General features: G+C 47.3%; 31 protein-coding genes and 1 riboswitch. Of the genes, 7 read left to right on the top strand and 24 right to left on the bottom strand.

Translation table 11 applies throughout. The annotated features are described in order from the left end of the window. Positions 1-28: 28 nt before the first annotated feature. Positions 29-718 (bottom strand): heptaprenylglyceryl phosphate synthase, encoded by a 690-nt coding sequence (gene pcrB / locus QNH15_RS02245; RefSeq protein WP_283892236.1) that lies wholly within the window; start codon positions 716-718, stop codon positions 29-31. Positions 719-973: 255 nt separating this feature from the next. Between pcrB and QNH15_RS02240 the strand changes: the two genes are divergently transcribed. From QNH15_RS02240 to QNH15_RS02225, 4 genes are all read left to right on the top strand, one after another. Next, positions 974-1,099, top strand: a complete 126-nt coding sequence (locus QNH15_RS02240; protein WP_283892234.1) for a hypothetical protein — start codon at positions 974-976, stop codon at positions 1,097-1,099. Next, positions 1,096-1,221: a hypothetical protein gene (locus QNH15_RS02235; protein WP_283892234.1), complete on the top strand. Its 126-nt coding sequence runs from the start codon at positions 1,096-1,098 to the stop codon at positions 1,219-1,221. Before QNH15_RS02240 ends, QNH15_RS02235 begins: the two co-directional genes overlap by 4 nt. Beyond that, positions 1,218-1,343, top strand: coding sequence for a hypothetical protein (locus QNH15_RS02230; RefSeq protein WP_283892234.1), 126 nt, complete (start codon positions 1,218-1,220; stop codon positions 1,341-1,343). The genes QNH15_RS02235 and QNH15_RS02230 overlap by 4 nt, the downstream gene beginning before the upstream one ends. 181 nt (positions 1,344-1,524) lie before the next feature. Continuing rightward, positions 1,525-2,076, top strand: a complete 552-nt coding sequence (locus QNH15_RS02225) for a GNAT family N-acetyltransferase (RefSeq protein ID WP_283892233.1) — start codon at positions 1,525-1,527, stop codon at positions 2,074-2,076. Here QNH15_RS02225 and QNH15_RS02220 read toward each other — a convergent pair. The 7 genes from QNH15_RS02220 to QNH15_RS02190 form a co-directional block, all read right to left on the bottom strand. Further along, positions 2,073-2,780, bottom strand: coding sequence for a VC0807 family protein (locus QNH15_RS02220; RefSeq protein WP_283892231.1), 708 nt, complete (start codon positions 2,778-2,780; stop codon positions 2,073-2,075). The genes QNH15_RS02225 and QNH15_RS02220 overlap by 4 nt on opposite strands. A 365-nt stretch (positions 2,781-3,145) precedes the next feature. Continuing rightward, entirely contained in the window at positions 3,146-3,979 is an 834-nt protein-coding gene (gene asd / locus QNH15_RS02215) for an archaetidylserine decarboxylase (protein WP_283892229.1), read from the bottom strand. A 40-nt stretch (positions 3,980-4,019) separates the two neighbouring features. Further along, complete coding sequence (locus QNH15_RS02210) at positions 4,020-4,577, bottom strand: TVP38/TMEM64 family protein (protein WP_283892227.1); 558 nt, start codon at positions 4,575-4,577, stop codon at positions 4,020-4,022. 15 nt (positions 4,578-4,592) lie between these two features. Continuing rightward, complete coding sequence (locus tag QNH15_RS02205; RefSeq protein ID WP_164988930.1) at positions 4,593-5,054, bottom strand: MarR family winged helix-turn-helix transcriptional regulator; 462 nt, start codon at positions 5,052-5,054, stop codon at positions 4,593-4,595. A 151-nt stretch (positions 5,055-5,205) separates the two neighbouring features. Beyond that, positions 5,206-5,511 carry a YerC/YecD family TrpR-related protein gene (locus tag QNH15_RS02200; protein WP_090239925.1) on the bottom strand — a complete coding sequence of 102 codons (306 nt, stop codon included), beginning with the start codon at positions 5,509-5,511 and terminating at the stop codon, positions 5,206-5,208. Between the two features lie 21 nt (positions 5,512-5,532). Continuing rightward, complete coding sequence (locus QNH15_RS02195) at positions 5,533-6,570, bottom strand: DUF3048 domain-containing protein (protein WP_283892226.1); 1,038 nt, start codon at positions 6,568-6,570, stop codon at positions 5,533-5,535. A gap of 62 nt (positions 6,571-6,632) precedes the next feature. Next, entirely contained in the window at positions 6,633-8,375 is a 1,743-nt protein-coding gene (locus tag QNH15_RS02190) for an adenine deaminase C-terminal domain-containing protein (protein ID WP_283892225.1), read from the bottom strand. Between the two features lie 120 nt (positions 8,376-8,495). Here QNH15_RS02190 and QNH15_RS02185 point away from each other — a divergent pair, with 120 nt between their 5' ends. After that, a complete protein-coding gene (locus tag QNH15_RS02185) occupies positions 8,496-8,756 on the top strand; it encodes a YgaP family membrane protein (protein WP_283892224.1) in 261 nt (86 codons plus the stop codon). A gap of 265 nt (positions 8,757-9,021) precedes the next feature. Next, a complete protein-coding gene (locus QNH15_RS26120; RefSeq protein WP_338082342.1) occupies positions 9,022-9,123 on the top strand; it encodes an EYxxD motif small membrane protein in 102 nt (33 codons plus the stop codon). On the opposite strand, the gene purD is transcribed toward QNH15_RS26120, so the two are convergent. The 14 genes from purD to QNH15_RS02115 all read right to left on the bottom strand — a co-directional run bounded on the left by purD (position 9,101) and on the right by QNH15_RS02115 (position 23,062). Beyond that, positions 9,101-10,369 (bottom strand): phosphoribosylamine--glycine ligase, encoded by a 1,269-nt coding sequence (gene purD / locus QNH15_RS02180; protein ID WP_283892222.1) that lies wholly within the window; start codon positions 10,367-10,369, stop codon positions 9,101-9,103. The genes QNH15_RS26120 and purD overlap by 23 nt on opposite strands. Before the next feature lie 24 nt (positions 10,370-10,393). Then, positions 10,394-11,932, bottom strand: coding sequence for a bifunctional phosphoribosylaminoimidazolecarboxamide formyltransferase/IMP cyclohydrolase (gene purH, locus QNH15_RS02175; protein ID WP_283892220.1), 1,539 nt, complete (start codon positions 11,930-11,932; stop codon positions 10,394-10,396). Next, entirely contained in the window at positions 11,929-12,519 is a 591-nt protein-coding gene (gene purN, locus QNH15_RS02170) for a phosphoribosylglycinamide formyltransferase (protein WP_283892218.1), read from the bottom strand. The genes purH and purN overlap by 4 nt, the downstream gene beginning before the upstream one ends. Then, the gene (gene purM, locus QNH15_RS02165; RefSeq protein WP_061974997.1) at positions 12,516-13,556 is read right to left on the bottom strand and encodes a phosphoribosylformylglycinamidine cyclo-ligase; all 1,041 of its coding nucleotides are present in this window, start codon (positions 13,554-13,556) and stop codon (positions 12,516-12,518) included. The genes purN and purM overlap by 4 nt, the downstream gene beginning before the upstream one ends. A 23-nt stretch (positions 13,557-13,579) precedes the next feature. Next, positions 13,580-14,998: an amidophosphoribosyltransferase gene (gene purF / locus QNH15_RS02160; protein ID WP_283892217.1), complete on the bottom strand. Its 1,419-nt coding sequence runs from the start codon at positions 14,996-14,998 to the stop codon at positions 13,580-13,582. Next, positions 14,974-17,202 (bottom strand): phosphoribosylformylglycinamidine synthase subunit PurL, encoded by a 2,229-nt coding sequence (purL, locus tag QNH15_RS02155; protein WP_283892215.1) that lies wholly within the window; start codon positions 17,200-17,202, stop codon positions 14,974-14,976. Before purL ends, purF begins: the two co-directional genes overlap by 25 nt. Next, entirely contained in the window at positions 17,186-17,869 is a 684-nt protein-coding gene (gene purQ / locus QNH15_RS02150; RefSeq protein WP_129478215.1) for a phosphoribosylformylglycinamidine synthase subunit PurQ, read from the bottom strand. The genes purL and purQ overlap by 17 nt, the downstream gene beginning before the upstream one ends. After that, the gene (purS, locus tag QNH15_RS02145) at positions 17,866-18,120 is read right to left on the bottom strand and encodes a phosphoribosylformylglycinamidine synthase subunit PurS (protein WP_283892212.1); all 255 of its coding nucleotides are present in this window, start codon (positions 18,118-18,120) and stop codon (positions 17,866-17,868) included. The genes purQ and purS overlap by 4 nt, the downstream gene beginning before the upstream one ends. Further along, complete coding sequence (gene purC / locus QNH15_RS02140) at positions 18,113-18,832, bottom strand: phosphoribosylaminoimidazolesuccinocarboxamide synthase (RefSeq protein ID WP_283892210.1); 720 nt, start codon at positions 18,830-18,832, stop codon at positions 18,113-18,115. Before purC ends, purS begins: the two co-directional genes overlap by 8 nt. Before the next feature lie 250 nt (positions 18,833-19,082). Beyond that, positions 19,083-20,375 carry an adenylosuccinate lyase gene (purB, locus tag QNH15_RS02135; RefSeq protein WP_283892208.1) on the bottom strand — a complete coding sequence of 431 codons (1,293 nt, stop codon included), beginning with the start codon at positions 20,373-20,375 and terminating at the stop codon, positions 19,083-19,085. Continuing rightward, positions 20,372-21,532: a 5-(carboxyamino)imidazole ribonucleotide synthase gene (purK, locus tag QNH15_RS02130; protein WP_283892206.1), complete on the bottom strand. Its 1,161-nt coding sequence runs from the start codon at positions 21,530-21,532 to the stop codon at positions 20,372-20,374. The genes purB and purK overlap by 4 nt, the downstream gene beginning before the upstream one ends. Further along, complete coding sequence (purE, locus tag QNH15_RS02125; RefSeq protein ID WP_283892204.1) at positions 21,525-22,013, bottom strand: 5-(carboxyamino)imidazole ribonucleotide mutase; 489 nt, start codon at positions 22,011-22,013, stop codon at positions 21,525-21,527. The genes purK and purE overlap by 8 nt, the downstream gene beginning before the upstream one ends. A 137-nt stretch (positions 22,014-22,150) precedes the next feature. Further along, a riboswitch (purine riboswitch) is annotated at positions 22,151-22,252 on the bottom strand. Positions 22,253-22,331: 79 nt separating this feature from the next. Next, entirely contained in the window at positions 22,332-22,532 is a 201-nt protein-coding gene (locus QNH15_RS02120) for an NETI motif-containing protein (RefSeq protein WP_283892202.1), read from the bottom strand. Positions 22,533-22,534: 2 nt separating this feature from the next. Next, positions 22,535-23,062 (bottom strand): DUF2179 domain-containing protein, encoded by a 528-nt coding sequence (locus QNH15_RS02115; RefSeq protein ID WP_283895399.1) that lies wholly within the window; start codon positions 23,060-23,062, stop codon positions 22,535-22,537. Positions 23,063-23,243: 181 nt separating this feature from the next. Between QNH15_RS02115 and QNH15_RS02110 the strand changes: the two genes are divergently transcribed. Beyond that, positions 23,244-23,759, top strand: a complete 516-nt coding sequence (locus QNH15_RS02110) for a ferritin family protein (RefSeq protein WP_283892201.1) — start codon at positions 23,244-23,246, stop codon at positions 23,757-23,759. Positions 23,760-23,886: 127 nt separating this feature from the next. Here QNH15_RS02110 and QNH15_RS02105 read toward each other — a convergent pair whose 3' ends face one another. Together QNH15_RS02105 and gerPC are read right to left on the bottom strand one after the other, a co-directional pair. Continuing rightward, the gene (locus QNH15_RS02105; RefSeq protein WP_283889030.1) at positions 23,887-25,236 is read right to left on the bottom strand and encodes an IS1182 family transposase; all 1,350 of its coding nucleotides are present in this window, start codon (positions 25,234-25,236) and stop codon (positions 23,887-23,889) included. 181 nt (positions 25,237-25,417) lie between these two features. Further along, on the bottom strand, positions 25,418-25,699 hold the full coding sequence (gene gerPC, locus QNH15_RS02100; protein ID WP_283892199.1) for a spore germination protein GerPC: 282 nt from the start codon (positions 25,697-25,699) through the stop codon (positions 25,418-25,420). Between the last annotated feature and the right edge of the window lie 81 nt (positions 25,700-25,780).

Below are 25,780 nucleotides of genomic sequence, written 5' to 3'. Positions count from 1 at the left end.
TCATAAAGGATTCCCAAGCTGTATTCAATTATCCTTTTGCAGCTTTTACCGTTTCTATTGCTGCCTGTACATTATCATAAATAATGTTTCCAACCACAACGGTATCGGCAAACATGGCCATTTCCCTGGCCTGCCCGGCGCTTTGAATGCCGCCTCCATAATAAAACCTCGTGCGGTCGAGAACTTTTCTGACCTCTTTTACCACTTCGATATCTCCGTATGTTCCGCTGTACTCAAGATAAAAGATGGGAAGCCGGAACATTTTTTCCGACATGCGCGCATAAGCTACAACATCTTCCAATGAAAGACTGGCCTTGGCGTTTGAATAGTCAGCAGCTTTGCAATCGGGATTGGCAATGCAATAGCCTTCTGTCACAACCTCATCCCAGTTCATCAGATCGCCGTATTCCTTCACAGCGTCATGCTGAAGGCCAACAATAAAGCTCGCATCCTTGCTATTTAATACGGTAGGAATGTAATACAGATCAAAGCCCGGTGTGAGGGATTCAATCGTGCTCACTTCCAGGACACAGGGAACAGCATACTTGCGCACACGGGACATCAGATCAAGAGTATTATCAAGTGTTACTCCGTCACTCCCGCCCACAAAAATGGCATCTGTACCCGACTCGCAGATCGCTTCAAGATCCGCATCGGAAATTTCCTTATTGGGATCCAGCTTAAACACATGCTTCCAAACCCGATAATCAAAATTCATAAATCCTCCTAGTTAACTAAAGCTGAAGCAGCCGTTCAGGGCCGAAAAGCGTTGGAACTCTTACACAGCAACACGATTTTTGTGTTGAGGTGGAAGAGTGAAACGATCGAGGCACTGGCTGCTGAAGCTGGATGATGACTAAAGCTGAAGTGTCCGTTTAGTCCCGACAAGCGCTGGAACTCTTGAACTTCAACACGCTTTTTGTGTTGAGGTGAGAGAGTGAAGCGACCTCGAGGGACTGGACACTGAAGCTGGATGATGACTAAAGCTGAAGCAGCCGTTCAGGGCCGAAAAGCGTTGGAACTCTTACACAGCAACACGATTTTTGTGTTGAGGTGGAAGAGTGAAACGATCGAGGCTCTGGCTGCTGAAGCTGGATGATGACTAAAGCTGAAGCAGCCGTTCAGGGCCGAAAAGCGTTGGAACTCTTACACAGCAACACGATTTTTGTGTTGAGGTGGAAGAGTGAAACGATCGAGGCTCTGGCTGCTGAAGCTGGATGATGACTAAAGCTGAAGCAGCCGTTCAGGGCCGAAAAGCGTTGGAACTCTTACACAGCAACACGATTTTTGTGTTGAGGTGGAAGAGTGAAACGATCGAGGCACTGGCTGCTGAAGCTGGCTGATACCAAACCAAAACTACTCTATTTCTACGACCGGATCTCTCCGGCTGGTTTTCTCTCTTTATACCTTTTGCCATTATATCAAAAATTATAGGGCTACTCATCTTTCACACTGTGAAACAACGCTTACACGAAAATTAAATCTTACGCTTCGCTATGACACGCAATGAACAGGAGAATGTGTATGTTTTTTTTACAAGTCGATGAGGAAATTTCCTTAAAGCTGCTCGAAAAAAGAGATGCCCAGCTCCTCTTTCAGCTCACGGAACATTCCAGGGATCATCTCCGGAACTGGCTGGGCTGGGTTGATTACTCGCGAACGCTCAAGGATACCAAAACATTCATCAAGCTTGCCAATCAAAAATACGCCGATTCCACGGATCTCGTAACCATGATCTGGTACCGCGGCATTCCGGCGGGTTCCCTGGCTCTGTATGATATCAAGTGGAATAATTATTCTGCAAACATTGGCTATTGGCTGGGCAAGGACTTTGAAGGGAAGGGAATTATGGTCCGTTCGTGCGGTGCTATGGTGGATTATTCGTTTGGCACGCTCAGTTTGAACCGCCTGGAATTAAAGGCAGCACTGGCAAACAAAAGAAGCCGCTCGGTGGCCGAACGGCTTGGGTTTAAGCAGGAAGGAGAGCTCCGGCAGGCCGAATGGCTGTACGATCACTTTGTGGATGTCGCGCTGTACGGCATGCTGGCAGAGGACTGGGCATTTTCCAAAACTTAAATCTTGGGTTCGGTCTGAATGTTGCTGCCCGGTTCCTCCGGTCCTTTTTTCTTCTCATGATAGTTATAGATTTTGACTGAAATGAATACAAATCCTGCTGTGATCAGGGCGCCAAAAATCCAGCCCGAAATCTTCATCGCAAATAAAATAAAGTCATACTTTTTCACGCCGTATTCCATCAGCAGGTAGGATTTTAACCCGGCCTGAAACAGACTGCGAAATGCAAACAGGGCCGTCAGCCAGACAAAGTGCTTGTAAAACTCCGGCTTCCGGTACAACGCCTGGGTTTCGTTGCGCGGCTCCCCCTGAAGGTAGGCGATGTCCACGGCAAAGTGCATGCCGAGCGGCTGTTTAATGAAAATGGTTGAGAAAATAAGCAGTGCCATGAAGATACCGAAGAACACCTGGTTCCAGAGCATTCTTCCAGCCGATCCGGACAAGAGGTCAATCGTTGTTCCGGCAAAAAGGGAAAACAGGATAAACATCCCTGTGACATTGAACTGCTTTTCCTTCACAAACCGGTAAATGGTATAGATAAAACCTGGAACTGACGAAAGAAGAATGGCGTAATAGTCGCCAAGCATGTCTCTTCCCTGGTTCCAGATCAGGTACGGTATAATCAAATAAAACAGCAAATCAAAAACGACGATACTTTTCTTCAAGTTTTTCACTTCCCGTTTTGAATTGGTTCGTTCTTTTGCCATTGAGGGTCATCCTTCTGGCAATCCTTGACTATAGTGTTCGGCCGTTCCACGTCCTTTTCGGACATGCTATTGAAATGATACCACGATTGGAAAATATTATCATCTTTTGCGTAAAAAACTGATTTTGAGAGCCACTCGAGTCCCTGGGCGGCTTTTTTTAATGTCGCTGGCAGGTATGATTGGCGTTTTCTCTCGGTTTTTTCGTGTTTACTCACGGGAATCTTCTGTTTACTCACCGTTTTATGGGCTTTACTCACGGAAAAACGCACTTTACTCACCGTTTTTGAACAGTTTCTCACCAAACACATCATTTTCATAAACAACCATACAAAAACCCGCACCACCCCAGGCGGTACAGGCTCTTATCAACGATACGTGCCGATGGCCTCTCCGTATTTCAGATGAGCATCGGGCTGTATTTTATCACTCAATAAAATGTGATCTTTTTCAAACAACAGGACGACGGTGGAACCAAATTCGAACAACCCGACTTCTTCCCCTTTTTCAAAAGGAACATCCGGAAGCTCGGTGGAATAGGCACGCCCGTTTTTTACATTGGTCGAGTGCTCGCCATAAGGCACACGCACGCTTCCGACCACGAACGCGCCGACTTTTACGAGCACCATTTCACCCGCCGGTGTATCAGCATACGTGATGAGCCTCTCGTTTTTGGTAAACAGGCCTTGGACGTGCTCCACCCCGATCCGGTTCACCGGAAACAACCGGCCTGGCAGGTAAGTCGCCTTGGTCAGCTTGCCCGGCAAAGGCATGTGGATACGGTGATAGTCACTCGGGCTGAGATAGATGGTGAGGAACGTGCCTCCTTCATACTTATCCGAGATCTCGGACGTGCATCCCAAGAGCTGCTCAACCGTATAATTGATGCCTTTAGCCTGAATAAGTGCTCCTTCTGTAATGGTGCCAAACTGTGCCACTTTTCCATCGACAGGGCTGACTAGTGTATCGATGCCCGATGAGATCGGACGTGCGTCCTCTTTCAGCTTTCTTGTGAAAAACGCGGTAAACGTCGGGTATTCTTCCAGAGGTTTCTCGATCTCTTCTTTGTCGATTTTATATAGCGCGCTGTAAGGTTTAATGATGTGCCGGCTGAAGGACGAATGCCCCCATTTCCCCGCCGTTCGGGAAATTGCATTTTGCGGCAAAAGCCTGATTACATGCTTTAGTACAGAGTTTATCATGTTTATTCTACAATCCTTTCACGACTGACACATCCTGCAGTCACGGTGTTCTAAGCTTCTTCCAGCACCACAGCAATAGAAGAACTGCCATGACGGTAGCCACAAGCTTTCCTTCCCATGTCCATTGGATGAGCTGGTAAACCGAATATCCTTCGATTAAAATCGCAGGAACTTTTCCGATGGAGCTGGCCAGCACAAACAGCAAAAGCGAGGATTTGCCGACAGCCGCCACAAATGTAACTACACCCGAAGGCATGAAGGGCAAAATCCGGAGCGCCAAAATCAGCATAAACGCCTCTTTTCCCCTTGCTTCAAGCAATTGTTTTATTTTGGGATGATGCATAGCCTTCCATTCCGTTGCATTCCGGAACCCTTTTCTGTACAGAACAAAGGACACGACGGCACCGATTGCTTCTCCCGCAAACGATACAGCCATGCCTGGCCAGAGGCCGAAAACAGCCAGGTTGGCAGCAGTCAAAAATACACTCGGTACGATTCCGAGCACACTGATCACAACATTCAAAAAGATGCTGAGGATAACGGCGACCTGCCCGTAAGATACCAGCCAATCGATGACGGTATCCTTTAGCACCGTCATTGGATATGAACCTTTTTATTCATGGGTGATGGCCTTTTTCTCCTCCGTAACGATGGTATGGAGTTTTTCGGCAATGTCCCTTAATTGCTTTGTTTCTTCTACTGTCAATTGGGAAAAGAACCTATCGATCACAAACTGGTCTATCTGATCGTATTCATCATAATATTCATTTCCCTTTTCTCCAAGCGTCAAAAAAATTTCTCGCCGGTTTTGGGGATTTATGCTTCGAACAACATAGCTTTCCTGTTCGAGCTTGCTGACAAGCTGGCTCGTGGAGCTCATCGAAAAGTTCAGCTGCTCGGCGATCGTCTGTACCTTTACCGGCTGATGCTTATGTACCCGGTCCAGGATTAAAAATTGCTTTGGAGTAATCTCATAATCTAACGATGAGAAATAATGCTTCAATAAATGGGCATTCACTTTATCAAAAAAGTCGTATGCCTCTTTTATATAATCGCCTTGCTCCACTTCTTTCACCTCGTTTATCCACTTAAACAGTTTAACAAGATAAACTATACTATCCTTCCAACGTTCCGTCAATAAAAACAAGCATACGAAAAACCCGAATAACGGACGCTTAGCCAAGAGTCCATGATTCGGGCCGCACTCACAAAAGGTGATTGTGAGTTTATTTTGTTTCTTCTTGACCATGTACACGGTCAAGTGCCATTTGATAGGCGTCGTTTCCAAAGTTCAGACAGCGTTTGACACGTGAAATAGTCGCCGTGCTCGCGCCGGTTTCAGACTCAATTTTGTGATAGGTCTTTCCTTCCCGAAGCATGCGTGCCACTTCGAGACGCTGTGCCAGCGATTGAATTTCGTTCATTGTGCACAGATCATCAAAGAACATGTAGCACTCTTCAAGGTCTTTCAGCGAAAGGACCGCTTCAAACAGCTGATCCAGCGCTTTACCCCTTAATTTATCAATTTGCATAGATTTAGCACTCCTTCTGCTCTATTCAATAGAAACACTCTTGCTGATTCCTGGCTGCGTCGGAATTATGTTGATCCAGGTTTTTCCCGGAACAAATCCGGTGCCTGACGGAATAATTCTGCCGTTTTTGTTTTTCCAGGTCACTTCTCTCACTTTTCCCTGCTGTAGGAGAAGGCCCTTGCCGCCTGATGTAAGATCAATGGCTCTGCGGCCATAGCTATCGATAATCCTGTGCTTCATCTCCACGATAAACACATTATTCACCTCGACCGGTTTCTTCGTTTCAAGATCGGTTGTCGGCGTTCCGTTGCTTGACCGGGCATAGCGTTTCGTAGACGGGTTATATTTGTAACCAACTTTCTCATTTTGACTGTATGTTATCAGAATTTGATCCGCTTTGTCACCGGTAAGCCCTTTAACCTCTTCTGGTTTCAAAAAAGGAAGCGGCTTTATTTTATCTTTATCGTCATACCCTTTCTTCTTTAAACCTGTCATCAGGTCCTCGTAGGTGATGTACGAATTGTGAGGCGCTTGCCGGAATGTTGCCCGGTGAAAAAGCGTCCCGTCATAATAAAGTCCGTTCAGCGAGTCCACCTTGCTGTTTTTCCCTGAAAGCATCTTCTTTGCATCAGGGCTCCAGCCATGATGGACATAAAACGAATGATATCCCTGGCTGAGCTCGATAAAATAATCACGTGCACTGCGTACCGGTCCGATCACGTTCGGTTTTTCACTCTGGAAAACAGCAAGGAACCGCGTGATTTCTCCTTCTGCGAGCACCTCATACACAAGGTCAGCCTTATAAACGCCGGACTGCGGCCGCGCCCGCTGATGATTATTTACCATCACTGAAAACACTCTGGCATCGGTCGGTTTCTTTGTTTTTATTCCCGTCAGCGGGAACGTATTTAAGTGTTCTTTTTTTTCTTCCTTTTTCTCCGGCTTTTCCGCCGGCTGCGCAGGCTTCGTTTCCTGCGCCGTTGGTTTTTCTTCCTTTTGGCACCCGGTTCCTCCAAGAATCAAGAACGCAGCACAAATACCAAGCATCCATTTTCTCATTAGGCACCCCTGCCCCCTATGGCCCCCCGGCCTGAAGTGATCAAACACTTTACTTCTTTAGTTTAACGCATAATCGAAGGAAAGAGTATGACTTTCTTTTTCACATCATATAATCCAAGCTGTGTAATGCGGATATACGGAAGATGTGTAGATGAAAAAAACAGCAGGCTGTAGATTGGATCTTCAAACGCATAGCCGCGTTTTCGGAGTTCTGATGTTAATTTTTTCTCTTCCTCTATCAGTGCTTCGACCGCAAGCGGAGACATTCCTCCCGCGATGGGGAGCTTGATCTCACTGACAACGCTTTGATCTTCAACTAGAACGATGCCGCCTTTCATTTCCTTGATGCGATTGAACGCTGCAAGCATATCACGCTTGCTTTTTCCGATTAAAAGGATGTCTCCTGTGCTGGAGTACGAGCTTGCAAATCCCGATACACTCGTGGCAAATCCTTTGAGAAGCGTGTTCACTCTCCATTTGCCCTTTTTGTCCACCAGCATGAAAAAGCACTCATCATGATCATCATCGAGCTTTTCCGCCGTTGGATTGAGAGAAATATGATACGGCTTCGTAATAACAGAGTTCACCATATCAATTCCGGCCAGTGAGCTGAACTGAAAATCCTTCAGCGTTAAATCCCAGTTCAAATCAAGAGGACCCATTCCATAATCGTTCCATGGGAATGAAGATCTCTCCTTCACAGCTTTGCCGTCCCGCTTGATCCATTGTCCTTTCGCCAGCACGGCCTCAGGATTTGGATGCTGCACAGCGTCCAGAATGTTAAGATGAGCCACTCTTCCCGGTGCGACCATTCCGAGTATATGCTCCTTGCCGTAATATCTTGCTATGTTATAGGATGCCATCTTATACGCATCAATCGGGTCAATTCCTTCTTCAAGCGCAATGGAAATCATTTTATCCGTCACACCCTCTTCATAAAAAGCAGGTGTGGAGCCATCTGTTGTAAAAATCACACGGTCAAAATGAGCCGCACCAATCTCGTTCATTCCCCTTAAGATTTGACGAAGATCCGGGCGAATGGATGAATACCTTAGTGACGTGGTCAGCCCGAGATTCAGTCTCATCATGGCCTCTTCCCCGGTCATCGCCTCATGGTCACAATCCACTCCGAGAAGAGCCATTTGCGTGAGGGTTTTCTCAGAAGCTCCCGGCAGATGCCCTTCCACCCTTTTTCCTGCTCTTCGGGTTTCACGCATGTAATGCAGCAGGTTGTCATCTCCCTGGATGACTTTAGGCCAGCTGGTTAGTTCTCCCCCCTGAATGACATACGGAGAAGACAGCATTTTTTTCACATTGCTCAATGAGAAGAGCGCATCTTCATTAAACAGCTCGGACTGTGAATCAAACCGGCACCACCAATAATAGGTATAAGGCAGTTTATTCATGTCCTCCATAAGAGAAAGCGCTTTCGTAATTGGCGTTGATAAAAAAAGTTTGAGGTTGTCGCAGATGAATGTGGTTGTGCCGCGAACCGACGCATAATCACCCAACGTCTGGGGATTATATAATTGAAACGGGTGTGCATGCGGTTCAATATATCCGGGTACAACATATTTTCCGTCCAGCTCCACCATTTCTGTGCCGGTGGTCTCCTGGGGCAGGTTGTCCCCCACATATACAATGCGGTTATCGTAGATCCATATATTTGCTTTAGTCCAGCAATGCCGGGCAGTATTTAAATACGTTGCATTCTTCAGTACCATGGTGGGAGCCAATTCGCCGAGAATAACGGCCTGATGACGGCGCAATTCCACCTTTGACCAAAATAAAAACTGGGTAGACATGTGCTTGTTTCACCTTTTTCTCTGTAAGTTACATTTTCTAAAGGATACCACACATTTGCGCTGAATGTGTGTCATAACTCCAAACACTTGAAATTCATTACAGAAAGGAAAATTACTGCCATGAAACAGAATATCGGAATTTTCAACGCCATGATCCGCATCGTCTGCGGGTTAACCATGCTTGCCATGTTAACTGCCAAATACACCCGTAAACCATGGAAAGGTTCGTACGTATTCATGATGACCCTTGCCGCCATGAAAGTCGCCGAGGGCATTCTCCGCTATTGTCCGGTCACCGAAATAATCAAACAAGGCTCCGAGCTGAAAGACATGGACCTCAATGACATCACAAAAGAAGGCAACCCGATTAACCCGAGCTAAGAACTTACATTTTTTAAAATTGCCGCTTAGAGGGCCTTGCAAAGAGACTTCTTAGCAGAGTTGATTGTAGTGCAAGGTGCGAGACTCCTGCAGGGGAAGCGTGACAGGTGAGACCAATGAGGCGCTTGCGCCGACGGGCTCACCGCACGCCCTGCGGAAAGCGAGCATCCTGGAACGGAAATCAACCACCGTCATAAACCAGAATCAAACCATACACGAAAAAAACTCCCCATCAAGGGGAGTTTTCTGTAAGGAGGGACTAGCTATGAAAGAATTTTTAATGGATACGATTTTTGTATATGCCACGCTCATTGGCGGGATCATTGCCATACTTTTTGCTGTGGTTAAAAAGCGGCGCGTGAAATAGCTTTTGAACCGATGTCTGTCCGGTAAAAGGACTGGCTGCAGCTGATTTTCTGCATTTCTGTATACACGTTTTCCTGAGCGCTGGCCAAGTCTGTTCCTTTTACAGCCGCCAGGAGAATGCGTCCGCCATCCGTCACTAGCTGGTCTCCTGCCAGTTTCGTTCCGGCATGGAATAACAGTGTAGACTCATCAAGGTTTTCAATCCCGTTGATGGCGATGCCTTTCTCATATTGATCAGGATAGCCGCCAGAAGCGAGAACCACACCGATGACCGCTTCGTCACTCCAGTTCAATTCCACTTCTTCTTTTCGTAAAATGCCAAGCAGGATCTGGGCAAAATCACCCTGCAGCCTTGGCAGTACGACCTGTGTTTCCGGATCGCCAAATCGTGCATTGAACTCAATGACCTTCGGACCGTCTGCCGTCAGCATGAGACCTGCGTACAAAATCCCTGTAAATGAACGGCCTTCCTTCACCATCGCTTGGGCAGCAGGATCAAGAACCGTTTTTCTTGCTTCCTCCACCACGGTTTGCGGAATCTGCGGTACCGGTGAGTAAGCACCCATTCCTCCGGTGTTTGGCCCTTTATCGCCTGTGAAGGCACGTTTATGGTCCTGAGCAATCACCATCGGGTACACGTTCTCTTCGTTCACAAACGCCATGAAGGAAAATTCTTCGCCTTCCAGATACTCTTCCATCACGACAGAAGCGCTCGCTTCTCCAAAACGGGCCTGGTTCAGCATTTCATCAAGGCCTTTTTCTGCTTCATCTTCGGTCATGGCCACAATTACACCTTTACCTGCCGCAAGTCCGTCCGCTTTTAAAACGATCGGTGCTCCCTGCTCCTTCAAATACGCTCTTGCTTCCTCATAGGAAGTAAACGTTTTTGATTTCGCTGTCGGGATGCCGTGCTTGTCCATAAGATCCTTCGCAAATGATTTACTTCCCTCGATCAATGCGGCTTCCTTTGACGGACCGAAAATAGACAGCCCTTCTTGTTGAAAATCATTGACGATTCCGTTTAAAAGAGGGACTTCAGCTCCCACGAAGGTAAGCGCGATGTCATTTTCCTTGGCAAACGCGATAAGACCTTCATGATCGCTTTCCTCGATGTTTACGCATTCTGCCACATCTGCCATTCCCGGATTGCCTGGCGCGGCGTACACTTTTGTTACACTCGGGCTGTTCGCAAAACGCCATACGATGGCATGCTCACGGCCGCCCTTTCCTACTACCAAAACGTTCATGCTGTCTCCTCCTTGGTACAGATTTTAATGTTTGAAGTGGCGTACGCCGGTAAATACCATGGCGATGCCGTATTCGTCTGCCTTTTTGATGGAATCTTCATCTTTAACCGATCCGCCCGGCTGGATGATGGCAGTGATTCCTGCTTTGGCTGCCGCTTCGACGGTATCGTCCATTGGGAAAAAGGCATCTGATCCAAGGGCGCTTCCCTGTGCTTTTTCTCCTGCTTGTTCAATCGCAATATTTGCCGCGCCGACACGGTTCATCTGTCCGGCACCGACACCGATGGTCATTTGATCCTTTGTTAGAACAATCGCATTGGATTTAATGTGCTTAACCACTTTCCATGCGAGTTTCAAATCTTCCCATTCTTTTTCGGTCGGCTCACGCTTCGTTGGCACGGAGATGTTGGCTTGATCCAGACCGTAAGCATCCTCGTCCTGAACAAGAAGGCCGCCGCGGACGGTAGTCAGCTTTTTCTCCTGCTTTTTATCTTCACCAAGCTCCAATGTAAGGAGACGGATATTTTTCTTTTTCGTTAAAATCTCTTTCGCTTCTGTGCTGAACGATGGTGCAATGATGATTTCAAGGAAAATCTCGCTCATCTTTTGTGCTGCCGCTGCGTTGATTTCCACGTTGGATGCGATGATGCCGCCAAAAATAGAGACCGGATCGGCTTCAAACGCTCTCGCGAACGCTTCTTCTACAGAGCTGCCTGTGCCGACTCCGCACGGATTCATGTGTTTAACAGCCACAACAGCCGGATCTGTGAATTCGCGAACGATTTGAAGTGCTGCATCCGCATCATTGATGTTGTTGTAGGAAAGCTCTTTTCCATGAAGCTGTTCAGCCTGGGCAATCGATGTTTTCGTGCCAAGCGGCGCTTTGTAAAATGCCGCCTTTTGGTGCGGGTTCTCTCCATAGCGAAGATCCTGTTTCTTTTCGTAGGTAACCGTGAAAGATTCCGGGTTCTCCTCTTCCACCATGTTGGTGAGGTATTCTGCGATCAGCGCGTCGTAAGCAGCTGTGTGACGGAATGTCTTCGCCGCAAGCTTTTTGCGTGTTTCATCGGACACCTGATTGTTTTGCTGAACTTCTTCCAGCACTTTGGAGTAATCTGCAGGATCTACGACAACCGTTACATACGCATGATTTTTCGCAGCCGAGCGAAGCATGCTTGGCCCACCGATATCAATATTTTCAATGGCATCTTCAAACGCTACATTTTCCTTTGCGATGGTTTCTTTAAACGGATAAAGGTTAACCACAACAAGATCAATCGGGGAGATGCCGTTCTCCTCCATTTGCTGAACGTGGCTCTCATTGTCGCGAACCGCAAGAAGGCCGCCGTGAATCATCGGATGAAGTGTTTTTACACGTCCGTCCATGATTTCCGGAAAGCCTGTTACTTCAGATATACCGGTTACCTTTACACCAGCTTCCTGCAATGCCTTGCTTGTTCCCCCAGTGGAGATGATTTCCACGCCTTGTTCGGCCAGCGCCTGAACAAAAGGAACCAACCCTTCTTTATTGGAAACTGACACTAATGCTCGTTTGATGCTCAAAATGATACGCCTCCTACTTTCTCTTGGTTGAATAGCTGTTGCAGCACACTTGGAAACAATTGATGCTCGACCTGCTGAATCCGCTCCTGCAGTGTCTCTCTTGTATCCTCTTTTTTAATCGCCACCGTTTTCTGTGCGATGATTGGACCTGTATCCATACCGCTGTCCACGTAATGTACGGTAACACCGGTTACTTCTGCCTTTGCGTCGAGTGCCTGTCCGACCGCATCCTTGCCCGGAAAAGCCGGCAAGAGCGAAGGATGGATGTTAACGATACGCCCTTCATATTCAGACAGCAATGTAGAACCAATCAGACGCATGTAACCCGCAAGCACGATAAATTCTATGTTTCTGTCTTTCAGCTGCTTTAAAATTTCCGTTTCGAACGCTGTTTTTGTTTCATACTCTTTTGGATAAAACGCAAACGTTTCCGTTCCTGACTGTTCAGCACGCTCCACTACGCGCGCGCCGGGCTTGTCGCAAACCAGAAGCGAGACGTTCGCTTCCAGTTTCTTTTCATTTATGGCGTCGATGATCGCCTGGAAATTCGAGCCGCTTCCTGATGCGAAGATAGCGATTTTCTTCATTTCAGCTCACCGCCGCCAAAGTGGACACCTTCGCCCGTTTTCACGCGGCCGATGACAAACGCCTTTTCCCCGTCATTTTCGAGTGACTTGATCACATCAAAAGATTCCTCATAATCGACAGCAAGCACCATCCCAATCCCCATGTTGAACGTAGTGAACATTTCTTTTCTTCCGATGTTTCCTGTTTGTTCAATGGTTTCAAAGATAGCGGGAACCGGCCATGAACCGTAATCCACTTCTGCTGCAAGTCCTTCCGGAAGCATACGCGGAATATTTTCCTCAAATCCGCCGCCCGTAATATGAGCTGCGCCGTGTACTTGATAGTTTTTAAAGACATTAAGCAACGGTTTTACATAAATGCGTGTTGGAGCCAGCAGCTCTTCGCCCAATGTTTTTCCATCCGTTCCAAAGCTGCCGTCCAAATCCAGCTGGCCTGATTCCAGAAGAGCTTTGCGGACGAGGGAATAGCCGTTGCTGTGGATGCCATTGGAGGCAAGCCCGATAAGAACGTCTCCTTCTTTTACAAGGTCAGGGTGAATGAGTTTGGATTTTTCTGCAGCGCCGACCGAAAAGCCGGCAAGATCATAATCACCATTGCTGTACATGCCTGGCATTTCTGCCGTTTCTCCACCGATCAGGGCACAGCCTGCCTGCTCACAGCCGTCGGCCACCCCTTTGACGATATCCTCAATTTTCACAGGATCCAGCTTTCCGCATGCGATGTAATCCAGGAAGTACAGCGGCTCGGCTCCCTGTGCCACGATATCGTTCACGCACATCGCCACAGCGTCCACTCCAATGGTATCATGTTTATCCATCATGATTGCGACCATAAGCTTTGTGCCCACTCCGTCCGTACCGGAAATCAGAACCGGCTCCTTGTACGGCAGATTGGACAAGTCAAACATTGCCCCAAAGCCGCCAAGGCCTGCCATGACTTCAGGACGGCGTGTACGCAATGCGTGCTTCTTGATTCTGTCTACCGCCTCGTAACCCGCTTCAATATCCACTCCGGCCTGTCTATATGCCTCTGCCATTGTATTTCCTCCCTTTTTTGCCATTACACCATTTCTTTTTCATACGGAAGCACGGTATCCGGATAAATCTCTGTTGGATACTTCCCGGTAAAGCAAGCCAGGCACTGTCCGTTATTCGGATCGCCGTCCGGGCGTCCGATGCCTCTCAATAATCCTTCAGGTGATAAGAAGGCTAATGAATCTGCTCCGATAATGTCTCTGATTTCCTCTACCGAGTGATTGGAGGCGATCAATTCAGCACGCTCGGATGTATCAATGCCGTAGTAGCACGGATGAGCAATCGGAGGCGCGGTAATCCGCACATGCACTTCAGTTGCTCCTGCTGCACGCAGCATTTTCACGATTCGGCGGCTCGTCGTTCCGCGGACGATGGAGTCATCGACCATCACCACGCGTTTGCCTTCCACGATTCCCCGTACAGGGGACAGCTTCATTTTCACACCAAGCTCCCGCAATTCCTGTGAAGGCTGGATGAATGTCCGGCCCACATAACGGTTTTTGATCAAGCCGATTTCGTATGGAATGCCTGATGCTTCGGCATAGCCGATCGCGGCTGAAATACTGGAGTCCGGAACCCCTGTCACGACATCCGCTTCAACTGGCGCTTCACGGTACAATTCTTTTCCAAGGTTCTTTCTCGCACTGTGAACGTTCACCTGGTCGATATTGCTGTCAGGCCGTGAAAAATAAATATATTCCATTGAACAAATCGAACGGTTCGTCGGTGAAGAAAAACGGTCCGCTGTCATTCCATTATCGTCAATAATCAAAAGTTCTCCCGGTTTCACATCGCGAAGATACTCTGCACCCACCACGTCAAAGGCACAGGTTTCGGAAGCCACCACATAAGCATCTCCCAGCATGCCAATGGAAAGCGGGCGCAATCCGTTTGGATCAAGAGCGACCATCAGCTTGTCCTCGGTCATGATGACAAATGCATAAGCACCTTTCAGCATGGTAAGAGCATTTCTTACCTGATCCTTGAGATCCATATATCCGCTGCGTTTGATCAGATGGGCCAAAACTTCCGTATCAGATGTCGTCTGAAAAATGCTTCCTTGTGCTTCGAGCTGGTGTTTCAGCGCGTTCGCGTTCACAAGGTTTCCGTTATGAGCGACGGCAAGGCTTGACGTTTGTGAGCGGAAAAGCAGGGGCTGAACATTTGCATATTCATTGCCCCCTGCTGTGGAATAGCGCACATGGCCGATGGCCGCATGCCCTGTCATTCCTTCAAGTTCTCCGCGGCTGAACACCTCGGTAACAAGCCCATGTCCTTTGTGCATTTTCAACTTTTCACCGTCTGTTACAACAATTCCTGCGCCTTCCTGTCCTCTGTGCTGAAGGCTGTGCAGCCCGTAATAGGTGAGCTGGGCAGCATCCTGATGTCCCCAGATGCCAAACACACCACATTCTTCGTTTAAGCCTTTGATGTCAGCAAGCATGGTATGGCTCCTTTCCAAGCCGAATGAAGTTCATCGTAAGTTGCGGCCAGCACTTCTTCATTTTCATGGTCGATGCGCAAAACCGCGTTATCCGTTACAAATCCGATCTGTTTCGCGTCTTCATTCATCGATTCAAACGCTTTAGCGTTTTCCGGTTTTACTGAAACAAGGAAGCGTGATTGGGTTTCGCTGTAAAGGGCTGAAACAAGGTCTCCCTCAAGCTCAACGGACGCCCCTGTATTGCCGTTCATCATGCTTTCGGCAAGTGCGACAGCCAATCCGCCCTCTGCTACGTCATGAGCAGATTCCACAAGGCCGTTCTGAATCGCTTCAAGCAATTGCTTCTGGCGTTTGACTTCCGTTTCAAGATTCAGCGCCGGTGCTTTTCCTGAAATTTTGCCAAGCTGCATTTTTTGCAGCTCGCTTCCGCCAAATTCCTGATGGGTTTCACCGACCACATAGATCAGATCTCCCGGTGTTTTAAAGTATTGGGTTGTAATATGGTCAAGGTGAGAAATTAGTCCAACCATCCCGATCACAGGCGTCGGATATACGGCCACACCGTTCGTTTCATTATAAAGAGATACGTTTCCGCCAATAACCGGTGTGCTTAGCGTGCGGCATGCTTCACTCATTCCGTCCGTGGATTTTTCCAGCTGCCAGAAGATTTCCGGCTTTTCCGGATTTCCGTAGTTCAGGCAGTCCGTAATGGCAAGCGGTTGGGCACCGGAACAAACGAGGTTTCTCGCTGCTTCTGCCACTGCAATCTTTCCGCCGGTTTCCGGATCAAGGTAGAGATAGCGTGAGTTACAGTCAGTTGTCATCGCTAGTGCCTTATCCGTTTCACGGATGCGGATAACAGCGGCATCCGATCCCGGAGGCACGACCGTGTTCGTGCGAACCATATAGTCATACTGGTCAAATACCCACGATTTGCTCGCGATCGTCGGCTGTGATAACAGCTCCAGAAGCGTTTCCTTTTTGCTTTCTACTGTTGGAACGAACGCTTCCTCGTTTTGAAACTGTGAAAACATCTCGGGTTCCTTGGATGGCTTATGATAAACCGGTGCTTCTTCTGCAAGTGCATCAACCGGAACATCGGCGACGACTTCGCCGTGATGAAGAAGGCGAAGCTGTTTTTCTTCAATAACCGTACCAACGACTACTGCTTCAAGACCCCATTTTTCAAAAATATCAATGGCTTCCTGTTCTCTGCCTTTTTGCATAACGATCAACATACGTTCCTGAGATTCAGATAGCATCATTTCGTAAGCGGTCATGTTCAATTCACGCTGCGGCACAAGGTCAAGGTTCATCTCGATTCCCATTCCTGCTTTACTTGCCATCTCAGCGGATGAGCTGGTAAGGCCGGCTGCTCCCATGTCCTGGATACCGACAAGAGCATCACAGTTCTGAATCAGCTCAAGGCACGCTTCAAGCAATAACTTTTCCATGAACGGATCGCCCACCTGAACGGCAGGGCGCTTCTCCTCAGAAGCTTCGGTCAATTCCTCGGAGGCGAAAGTCGCCCCGTGGATTCCGTCGCGTCCTGTTCTTGCTCCAACATACATAACCGAGTTGCCAGCGCCTTTTGCCTGTCCTTTTTGGATGTCCTTGTGGTCGATCAAGCCCACACACATCGCGTTGACAAGCGGATTTCCGTCGTAGGAAGCGTCAAACTGAACTTCGCCCCCAACGGTTGGAATCCCGATACAGTTGCCGTAGCCTGCGATCCCGGCTACCACTTCTTCAAACAAATATTTCACGCGAGAAGACGTCAATTCGCCAAAACGAAGCGAGTTTAACAGCGCAACCGGGCGCGCACCCATGGAAAAGATGTCACGGATGATGCCGCCCACTCCTGTGGCTGCACCCTGGTACGGTTCAATCGCAGATGGGTGGTTGTGGCTTTCAATTTTGAAAACAACTGCCTGGCCATCGCCGATGTCTACCACTCCGGCTCCTTCTCCTGGTCCCTGAAGCACGCGTTCTCCATCCACCGGGAACTTTCGAAGCACCGGCTTGGAGTTTTTATATGAACAATGCTCACTCCACATGACCGAGAACAATCCGGTCTCCGTCCAGTTCGGAAGGCGGCCGATGATGGATTGGACCAGCCCAAACTCCTCATCATTCAAGCCCATTTCACGATATAATTTTTGCTCCTGAATTTGCTCTGCAGTCGGCTCATGAAGATAAGACATGGTTTTCCCTCCAGCTTTTTACGATTGATTGAAACAATTTCAGTCCGTCGGCACTGCCCAAAAGCTCGCTTACCGCGCGCTCCGGATGCGGCATCATGCCAAGCACGTTGCCTTTTGCATTCATGATTCCGGCAATATCCGAAATCGATCCGTTCGGGTTATTTTTATAGCGGAAAATAATGCGGTTCTCTTCTTCCAGCTGTTTTAGTGTCTCTTCATCACAATAATAGTTTCCTTCGCCGTGAGCGATCGGAATAACAATCTCTTCGTCCTTCTCATAGGAAGAGCTGAACATGGTTTCGTTGTTTACAACGTTCAATGTTTCGGGCTGGCAGATGAATTTCAATGATTCATTCCGGCGCATGGCCCCCGGAAGCAATCCGGTTTCTAAAAGGATTTGAAATCCGTTGCAGACGCCAAGCACTGGCTTGCCCGCTTGTGCCGCTTTTTTTACTTCATCCATAACATTGGAAAACTGGGCGATGGCGCCTGTACGAAGGTAGTCGCCATACGAGAATCCGCCCGGCAGCAGGATGCCGTCAAAACGGTCGAGATTTTCTTCGTCATGCCACACGTACTCGGCTTCTGCACCAAGCTCGTCCTTTACGGCGTGAAACATGTCAATGTCACAGTTGGATCCTGGAAAAACAATGACCGCAAACCTCACTGTGCGACAACCTCCTCCACCTCATAGCGGTAATCTTCAATGACCGGGTTGGAAAGCAATTTTTCACACATTTCTCTGACGGATTTGTCTAAATCCTGAACGCTGTCTTCAATCGTAAGCTCGAGGTATTTACCGATGCGGACATCCTGTACCTCGTTGTACTCCATGCGGTGCAATGAGCCTTTAACCGCTGTTCCCTGTGGATCCAATACGCTTTCTTTCAATGTGACGAATACTTTTACTTTATACATGAAGGTTTCCCCCTAAGCGTTCTAAGATTTTTTCATAAGCATCTGTTAAGCTGCCAAGATCTCGGCGAAATACGTCTTTATCGAGCTTTTCATTCGTTTCACTATCCCAAAGGCGGCACGTATCCGGTGAAATTTCGTCGGCCACCAGAAGCTCACCTTTGGCATTGGTGCCGAACTCCAGTTTGAAATCTACTAATCTTATATTTTTCTCTGCAAAAAATTGAACAAGAACGGAATTGACCAGAAGCGCAAGCTCCTTCATTTCTTCAAGCTGCTTTGGAACAGCAAGCTCTAAGGCTGCGATATGGTCGGTGTTAAAAAGAGGATCGCCAAGGTCGTCATTTTTGTAATAAAATTCGACGATCGGCTTACGCAGAACGTGTCCTTCCGGCAGTCCCGTCCGTTTGGCCAGTGTTCCTGCCACCACATTACGGACAACCACTTCCAGTGGAATGATCTCCACATGCTGGACAATCTGTTCGGTTGGAGATTGTTTGGAGATAAAGTGAGTTGGAATGTTGTTTTGCTGTAAAAGTGCAAACATCAGGCTGGTGATCTCATTGTTCAAGCGGCCTTTTCCATCGATGGTTGCTTTCTTCTCACCGTTAAACGCAGTTGCTGAATCCTTGTACTCCACCCACACGGTGTTTCTGTCTTCTGTGCTGTAAATCTTCTTCGCCTTTCCTTCATAAAGCAAGGTTTGCTTTTCCATTCAAAATCCCCCTGACATAAGTCGAATTCCATTGCAAAAATCACGAATATTGGCAATATTGAGTGTGGTGCTGAGGCGCCTTGCTTAGAGACGACCAGTATTGGAGGGCTTTTGCATAAAACGCTTTTTGTTTTCTGCAAAAGACCGAAATGATCGAGTCTCTAGGCGCCGAAGCCGGATCATGTAGTGCTGAGGTGTTCAGAAACGAGTGGATTACCCCTCTCGCCCCCTATTGCCTCAAGACTTTATATTACAATCCCAGTCGCTCGAAAATCGTATCAACATGCTGCAGGTGGTACGAGTAGTCGAAGCAGTCTTCGATGTCTTCTGGTGTAAGTTTTTCCGTAATGCGCGGCTCTTCCTGTACGAGCTGCTTGAACTGGATGCCTTCTTCCCAAGCCTGCATGGCTTTCGGCTGAACAATGTCATAAGCAGCTTCACGGCTCATGCCTCTATCGATCAGCTTCAACAGCACACGCTGCGAGTAAATCAATCCGTACGTCCTTGTCATGTTGCGTTTCATGTTTTCCGGGAACACTGTTAAGTTCTTCACGATGTTGCCAAAGCGGTTAAGCATGTAATCGAGCGCAATGGTTGCATCCGGCAGAATGACACGCTCTGCAGAAGAGTGAGAGATGTCACGTTCATGCCAAAGTGCCACATTTTCATACGCGGTCATCATGTAACCGCGGATGACGCGTGCCATACCCGTCATGTTCTCGGAACCGATCGGGTTGCGTTTGTGAGGCATCGCAGAAGATCCTTTTTGGCCTTTGGCGAAGAACTCTTCCACTTCACGCGTTTCACTTTTTTGCAGTCCGCGGATTTCAACAGCGAACTTCTCAATGCTTGTTGCTACAAGCGCCAATGCTGACATGTAATGCGCATGACGGTCACGCTGCAGGGTTTGTGTTGAAATTGGCGATGCTTCAAGCCCCAACCTTTCGCAAACATATTTTTCAACGAATGGATCGATGTTGGCATATGTACCAACAGCTCCGCTGATCTTTCCAACGCGTACGGTGTCAGCTGCCTGCTTGAAACGCTCAAGGTTTCGCTTCATCTCTGCATACCAGAGCGCGAGCTTCAAACCAAAGGTAGTCGGTTCTGCGTGAACACCGTGCGTGCGGCCCATCATGACCGTGTATTTATGTTCTTTCGCTTTGTTTCCGATGATCTCGATGAACTTCTCGATGTCTTTGATCAAAATTTCGTTCGCCTGCAAAAGCAGGTAAGATAATGCTGTATCCACTACGTCGGTGGAAGTCAGTCCGTAATGGACCCACTTGCGCTCTTCGCCGAGTGATTCCGATACCGCGCGTGTAAAAGCAACCACATCATGGCGTGTTTCCTGCTCGATTTCAAAAATACGATTAATATCAAATGATGCGTTCTCGCGCAGTTTCTTAACGTCCTCTTTTGGAATCTCCCCAAGCTCTGCCCATGCTTCACAAGCCAAAATCTCGACTTCCAGCCAAGCCTTAAAGCGGTTTTCGTCTGTCCAAATCGCTCCCATTTCCGGGCGTGTATACCGTTCAATCATGTCGTTACCTCCAGCTTTTCCATCTTGAGTACAGCAGCTTTAATGTATTCTGCTTTGTTGAGTGCTTCGCTTACCGTGTTTCCGAGCACGGTGATGTGTCCCATTTTTCGTTTCACTTTTGCTTCTTCTTTTCCGTAAAGATGCAGCTTGGCGTCTTTCAGAAGTTCCAGGTTTTCAAGCAGCGGTTTCACAAGTTCCCCGAGCACATTGATCATGACTACGGGGCTGACCAGTGACGTCCGGCCGAGCGGAAGTCCGCAAACAGCGCGTACATGCTGCTGAAACTGTGAGGTTTCACAGGCTTCGATGCTGTAGTGGCCGGAATTATGAGGCCGCGGCGCCAGTTCGTTCACGTAAATTTCCCCGTTGATGCCAAGGAACATCTCCACAGCAAGCGTTCCGTACAGGTTAAGCTCATGAGCAATTTTCTTGGCCATGTCATACGCATTGGCCGCTGTTTCCTCTGAAATTCTTGCCGGCACAATCGACTGGTGAAGAATGTTTTCCAGGTGGATGTTCTCCGCCACAGGGAACGTGCTCATTTCACCTTTTGTGCTTCGGGTGACGATTACCGACAGTTCTTTTTCAAAGGATACCCAGCTTTCAAGAACACATTCTCTGCTCCCCGCGAAAAGCTCCTCTGCTTTTTCCATATCCCCTTCTGTCCGGATGACCGCCTGGCCTTTTCCGTCATATCCGCCCTGGCACGTTTTCAAAACGGCAGGAAGACCGAGCTGGCTGACAGCCGCCTGGAGCTCTTCCTTGCTTTGTACAGGAAGGTAAGGAGCAACACGTACGCCCGCTTTTTCAATCGCCTGCTTTTCACGAATGCGGTGCTGAGTCAGATAGAGAAGCTCGCTGCCCTGTGGCATATAGGCGTTATTCTCAAGCCATTGCGCTCTCTCGCTGTCCACGTTTTCAAATTCATAGGTGATCACGTCACTTTTTTGAGCCAGTTCTTCAATGCCCTTTACATCGTCATAAGGTGCAACAATCTGGTGGTCGCTGATTTGTCCACACGGTGAATTTTCACCAGGGTCCAAAACTACAATTCCGTATCCCATTTCTCTAGCGCTGATTGCCATCATACGGCCCAATTGGCCTCCGCCCAAGATGCCAATCGTTTGGCCCGGCAAAATCGTTTTGTTTTTAGCCAAGAGAATCACTGCTTTCTATAACGGCTTGTTCAATCTTCTCACGCCGCTTCGTTAAACGATTGTTTAAATCCTGATCTGTAATGGCTAGAATCTGTACGGCCAGGAGACCTGCGTTGGTGGCTCCAGCTTTCCCGATGGCAACAGTTGCTACCGGAACGCCTCCAGGCATCTGCACGATGGACAGAAGAGAATCCAGTCCGTTTAAGGCTTTGGATTGTACTGGAACGCCGATGACCGGCAGCACTGTTTTAGCCGCCACCATTCCCGGCAGATGGGCTGCACCGCCCGCTCCTGCAATAATAACGCCAATATTTCTGCTTTTTGCCTCTTCAGCATACTGGAACATGCGGTCAGGCGTCCGATGAGCCGACACCACCTGCTTTTCATAAGGAACCTCCAGCTCCTCAAGAATATCACAGGCATGTTTCATTGTTTCCCAATCAGATGTACTTCCCATAATTACGCCAACTTTGTTTTCCATCGTATCCTCCCCGCAATCGAAAATGCTATGTGAAATGAATTTTTTGCAATAAAAAAGTCCAGTGTACTCACCTTCTCTATCTATGAGAGAAAGCTACTACGCTGGACATACTTCATCACCTGCGGATATGCCGAAAACAGCAGTGTGCTTCCCCTCATAGTCCGATGAATAACGGTCATCGGGTAGAGACTTACGGGCCATAATCCCGTGATTATATGAGGTACTATTGTTTTGTCACCCTTATTGTAACGAAGGGTCTTCTCCTATGTCAACCAAAAATCGAACAATAATATATTCTGACAATTTAATGTTCGGTTTTTACTGCAATTTCCCTTCAAAAACGATGCGTTGTTCGTAATATTCCTGAACCATTTTCCCATTCTTCTTCACTTCTTTAAACACAGGCTCTTCCATACGGCGTACGGGAGAATAGCCTTCCCCGGCCATGCGGTCCAGACAATCAGAGATCGTTTCACCGGGCTCTACTTCAAACTTTTTCTTTTTTGGCTTTTTATCCATGCCTACCTCCGTATGCTTTTAACCCAGAATCCACCATGAAAGGCTTTCGGTTCATGAGAAATAATGAACGCCTTCGGATCCAGTGCTCTGACAGTTTCATAAAGGTTGGATTCCGATTTTCGCGAGGTCAGGATTTCCATCATCTGCCGCTGCCCTTCTCGCCCTGAAGCCATCCAGTCGGTTACGCCATATCCTTTTGACCGGATTTCATTCGGCAAGCCCGCTGAGATATTTGTGGTAATAACATTAACCGTAATATAACCGAGTGCCAGCTTTTCTTCAATCTTCATGCCGACGAGTACGCCAAGACCGTAACCGAGCGCATAAGCAATCAGGTTCTGGATTTTATCCAGATTGTCCAGCACAAGTCCAAGACCAATGACATAAATAATAACCTCAAACACACTGATCAATGCGGCGAGGTATCTTTGATTTTTTAATGTCAAAATCATTCTAATTGTGAAGAATGAGACATATACCACATTAATCAGAAGAATAATCCCAATCATCACGAAACCGTTTTCCAACATCATTTACACTCCTTCTTTAGCCTGTCCATTATGATGCCATAAAAGTAATTTACCATGTTTTTCGCTGGTTGAAAAATGAAGATTTATCCAGTAATTTCTATCGTTCACATCAAGCCGGATAGGCACATTTTCCATGTTTCTTCATAGGCTATAAAAGCTTTTCGGGAAAGGAATTGATATCATGTACCCTTATTATTATCAAGCACCCCAACCACCGTTTGAAGAAACCCATTATTATTACGACCCCTACGAGGCAGAGCGTCAGCAGCAGCAGGCCCAGCAAAGCCAGCAGCAGCAATCGTATCAGCAGCTGTTAAATGTGTTAATGTCGAGCATCATTGGTGAAGCGACAGCTGTTGATTTCTATACACGTTTGGCGAAAGAGGCGCCAAACGAATACAGTCGGAAAGTTTTATTGGATGCGGCCAAAGATGAAAAGACACATCTACAGTTGTTTACCCGTCTTTACACATCTATAACAGGTAAGCAGCCGAACTACAAGATTCGTCCGGTAAAAATCCAAAACTTCCGTCAAAGCCTGTTTGAAGCGTATGAAGATGAACTCGCTGATTATGAAAAATACCGTGATGCGTATCTGATGACACAGGATCCCACCATCCGGGATACCTTCTTTCGTCCTTTCTCAGACGAAATCAAGCACGCGACCAAATTCAGCTACCTGCTAAATGCCCGCTAAAAAAGAGTGCCGGACTACGGCACTCAGCTTGTGGAGAAAGCTCTGTTTTTTCTCCACAAGCTTTTTTATTTGTTTAGAATTACTGCCCTGTTGTGTGATTTCTCTGAAGAAAAAGATCCTCACACACCTAGCCAAGCTTGGCTAGGTGTGTGGCGATCTTTTTCATATTCTGACAGGCTGCTGTGAGAAGCACCTGCTCACTCGCATTCTGTAATCCCCTCAACCTGCAATAGCGAAGCCCATGCAGCTCTTTCGAATCTGCGAAGCTTCGCTCCACCTTTTCTTTTCTAAATTTATAAAGCATCTTTCCAGAAGCCGACAGTCTGTTGTCGCGTACTTTTTCTTTATGTTCTTCCCAGACATGGCGCGTTACGACTTTTTGTTTGTTTTTTGAACGCGTGCACTCATTTAATAGTGGGCATTCTGCGCATAGCTTGGGATCCGATTTATACTCCTGATATCCTTCCCTTGTGGTTGTGCAGTAGACGAGTTCCTGGCCATTGGGACAAACATATACTTCCCGTTCTTTATCGTATGTAAATTTCCATTTCGGCATCAGCCCTTTTGTTGGGTGGTATCTGCGGTGGGCGATCACCCCGAAAATCGTCCGGTCATAAAGTCCCTTACAAATCGGAGTGGTGAGATAGCCTGAATCTAAAGCCACAGCTTCTACCCCTAATTGAAATCGTTCGATTTGGCGGTCTAAACGAGAAAGGTAAGGCACAGAATCATGCACGTTCCCAGGGGTGACATAGGCATCGGTGATAATATTGAATTTCATATCGGTCGTTCTATGATCTAAATAACAGAACATTTCTTGTTTATGGTCTCGCGACATAAAACCACAATCGGGATCAGTCGTACTTTTGCGAATTTGCTTCTTTTCTTTCACCTCCTCTTTCTCTTTTAAGGGCTTTTTTCCGTGCTTTTCTCTGTCCTCCTCGACCGCCTGATTTAATTCTTCAATGTATCCTCTTGTTTCTGCTTCCACTTCTTCTCTTGTGAATTTATGTTTATTGGCATTCGCTTTAAGGTGGGTAGAATCGGAAAATAAGACTCTTCCTCCCACCATTTTATGATTCATGGCTTGAAGGACGATCTCATCAAAGATCTCTTGAAAGACGTGGGTATCTTTGAAACGAGTCCGCCGGTTCCAACTGATCGTGGAATGATCTGGAACAGGGTCATTCAGTTTTAAGCCAAGAAACCAGCGATAAGCGATATTGGTTTTGACTTCTCGTTCAAGTTGTCGTTCTGAGCGAATGCCGTAGAAATAGCCGATGAACATCATCTTGAAAAGCAGAATAGGGTCCGAAGGACGTCCTGTAGATTCTGAATAATAAGGACGAACTTTCTCACCGATAAAAGAAAAATCGATATAGCGATCAATCTTCCTCAAGAGGTGGTCTTCAGGAACCAAATCTTCGATAAAAACAAACTCTGCTTCATTCTGAGTATCCTTTTTAGGCTTATACATACAAACACCGTCCGATCCTTATTTGTTAGTTATATTATAACAAATTAACGCGGTGAATAAATAAAGTTGATGGATAAAAAAATAGACTGTCGAGAGTTTCTCGACAGCCTGAGTGCCGGACTACGGCACTCTTTTATTGTAAATAAAAAGCTTAAGGACCGTATTTATCCTTAAGCTTACCTTATTCAGGTTCATCTTGGGTCTGATGCTGCTGATGAATGCCCTCCTGCTGAATTTCATCAATGATAGTTTCCATATCCTCCAGGTGGGCCTCTCCGGTTAGTCCAATATTGAGGGTCCCCTTGAGCTCTTTGACATGCAGTTCCTGAATTTTATAATTAATGTTTTCAATATTCACAGGCTTGATTCTGCTTAACGCTTCTTTCAGGGATTGGTTTTCATGCTGCAGTTCAATAATTTGCTGCTGAAGCTGCTGTAAAATATGGTACAGGTCTTGGTCCATCTCATTGAACCTCCTTCATCTCTCCAACGTTTCACCCACTGGGCGAAAGCTGCATATACTGTCAGGGCAAGGGAGTGAGAG

Source organism: Fictibacillus enclensis (assembly GCF_030123385.1).
In the GTDB taxonomy this organism is placed as follows: Bacteria; Bacillota; Bacilli; order Bacillales; family Fictibacillaceae; genus Fictibacillus_C; species Fictibacillus_C enclensis.
This window is presented reverse-complemented; position numbering and strand designations above follow the sequence as displayed.